Source organism: uncultured Pseudokineococcus sp., assembly GCF_947499845.1.
Taxonomy (GTDB): domain Bacteria; phylum Actinomycetota; class Actinomycetes; order Actinomycetales; family Quadrisphaeraceae; genus Pseudokineococcus.
In genome coordinates this window covers 1-1,513 of the sequence record NZ_CANMPM010000046.1, presented here as the reverse complement: position 1 = coordinate 1,513, position 1,513 = coordinate 1, and the positions used below count along the sequence as shown (strand labels likewise).

Below are 1,513 nucleotides of genomic sequence, written 5' to 3'. Positions count from 1 at the left end.
CGATGAGTTGCCCTGTGTCAAGCCGCCGTGTGGTGGGGCTGGTTGAGGAGGCGTTGCAGGGCTCGGTGCTGGGTGGGGTCGTAGGGGGTCTGGTCCTGCCAGCAGCGCCAGATGATGTCGACCCAGGCGCGGGCGATGACGCGGACGGCGTGGGGGTGGTCGTGGCCGCGGGCTCGGGCGCGGTGGTAGAGGTCGGCGGCCCAGGGGTTGGTGTGGCGGGAGTCGCCGGCGAAGTCGGTGATGGCGTCGCGCAGCTGCTTGTCGGCGCCCCAGCGGAAGGTGACTGCCTTGACCTTGCCGGACTGGCGGGTCGAGGGGGCCACGCCGGCGAGGCAGGCGAGGGAGTCGGCGGTGGGGAAGCGGCCGCGGGCGTCGCCGATCTCGGCGAGCAGGCGGGCGGCGCGCACGGTGCCGGAGCGGGGCAGGGAGGTGAACACGTGCCCGTCGGGGTGCAGGGTGAGCTGTTCGGCGATGCGGGTGGCCAGGGCTTCGATCTGGGCGCGCAGGGCAGCCAGCACGGCCAGGTAGGCGCTGGTGGTGGCGGCGTGGACGAGGGCGTGCTCGCCGGTGGCGCCGCGGGGTGCTGCGGTGATGCGTTGATGCAGGACGGTGGGGTCGGTGCGGCCGCTGTAGCCGACCGAGCGCAGCCAGGCGCCCAGCCGCTTGGGGGAGAGCCAGTCGGCCTGCTCCTGGGTGGTGAAGCGGGTCAGGAAGTCCAGGCTGATCGCCGAGTCGATGTCGGCGAAGAGGTCTGCGGCGGCGGGGAAGACGATCTGCAGGTGCGCCCGCAGCTGGTTGGCGACGGCGACGCGGTGGGTGACCAGGTCGCGGCGGGCGCGGACCAGGGAGCGCAGCGCGAGGGTCGCGTCGCTGTCGCGGACCAGGGGGCGCAGCCGGCGGTGGTCGGTGCGGACGGTGTCGGCCAGGACGTAGGCGTCGAAGCGGTCGTCCTTGTTGCCGGCCGAGCCGTACCGCGAGCGCAGGTTCTTGACCTGCGCCGGTGGGATGACCAGCACGGTCAGCCCGGCCTGCAGCAGGGCCTCGACGACGGGGCCGTCGGGGCGCTCGATCCCGACGTCGCTGACGCCGGCGGCCAGCAGCCGGCGGGTCATCGTGCGCAGCCCGGCCACGTCGTGGTGGACGGTCAGGCGCTCGAGGGCCTCGCCCTGGTCGTCGACGACGCACACGGCGTGGTCGTCCTTGGCCCAGTCGATGCCGGCGCACACTCGCGCGGGCGTGGGCAGTGCGGTGACACTCATCGTTGTCTCCTCGCTGTTGCACCAGTGGGAAGACACCCGGTGGTCCCGGGGCACCGCTGCCGGTCGCTCACTGATCGGCGCTCGATGGCGCTCAGCCCTGTAGCCAGTCGGGGTGCCCTGGGCCACCGGGCCCCGCAGAACTCATCGCGGACCTCGAAGGTCGAGCGAGCAGGGCGATGGCCCGGTGGGGACCAGGGGTGCGCCCGAACCCTGCCTGCCTGGGGCCCGGACAGGAAGAAGGTGCACCAGTGAGC

General features: G+C 73.3%; 1 protein-coding gene. It reads right to left on the bottom strand.

Annotation, left to right across the window (positions count from 1 at the left end; genetic code table 11):
- Positions 1-17 precede the first annotated feature (17 nt).
- Complete coding sequence (locus Q0789_RS16540; RefSeq protein WP_298807083.1) at positions 18-1,259, bottom strand: IS110 family transposase; 1,242 nt, start codon at positions 1,257-1,259, stop codon at positions 18-20.
- Positions 1,260-1,513 lie beyond the last annotated feature (254 nt).